Genomic DNA, 510 nt, shown 5'->3' with positions numbered 1-510 from the left:
AGCTACTAAAAAAGAGTTATCTTTGAAAATGGACGATTTAACAGTGCGCGGATATTTAGAAAAATTCATTTCTATGTATGACGCTTCTGCTTTATTAGCTTTAGAACACTTTGCTTATTTTATATATAATGTAATTTCAGTAGTTAATGGAGCATATATAAATAACCAGTATATTTTAGAAGATATTGTTGAAAAATATGGACCTAAACTATATGTAGAAATGGTAAATCTTTAAGATTAAACAATATAATAATAACACCTAAGAGAGGTGTACAATAATGAATAAAACATTTATAGTTAGGTAAGATGCTGGTCATGGAGGTCATGACCCGGGTGCTGTTTCAGGTAATATCGTTGAAAAAACGATTGCACTAAAAACTGCTTTTAGCGTTAAGAAAACTTTAGAAGAATATGGTGTTAAAGTAGTAATGGTTAGAACTACCGATGTGTATGTAGATCTTAGTAAACGTCCTCTTATTGCTAATAATGCTGGAGCTGATTTTTTTGTTT

At 30.0% G+C, this 510-nt stretch carries 2 protein-coding genes; both read left to right on the top strand.

Annotated features, from left to right (window positions below; all coding sequences use genetic code 11):
* On the top strand, nt 1-235 hold a 235-nt coding region (locus ETC00_RS19670; protein ID WP_171567728.1), incomplete at its 5' end, for a hypothetical protein.
* Nucleotides 236-350: 115 nt separating this feature from the next.
* Nucleotides 351-510, top strand: a 160-nt coding sequence (locus ETC00_RS20785; protein WP_371808923.1) for an N-acetylmuramoyl-L-alanine amidase, incomplete at its 3' end; no start/stop codon positions are given.

It is taken from the genome of Brevibacillus sp. MCWH, assembly GCF_013096935.1.
In the GTDB taxonomy this organism is placed as follows: Bacteria; Bacillota; Bacilli; order Brevibacillales; family Brevibacillaceae; genus Brevibacillus; species Brevibacillus aydinogluensis.
Note: the sequence above shows the minus strand (reverse complement) of the source record. Positions and strands in the feature narration are given on the sequence as shown.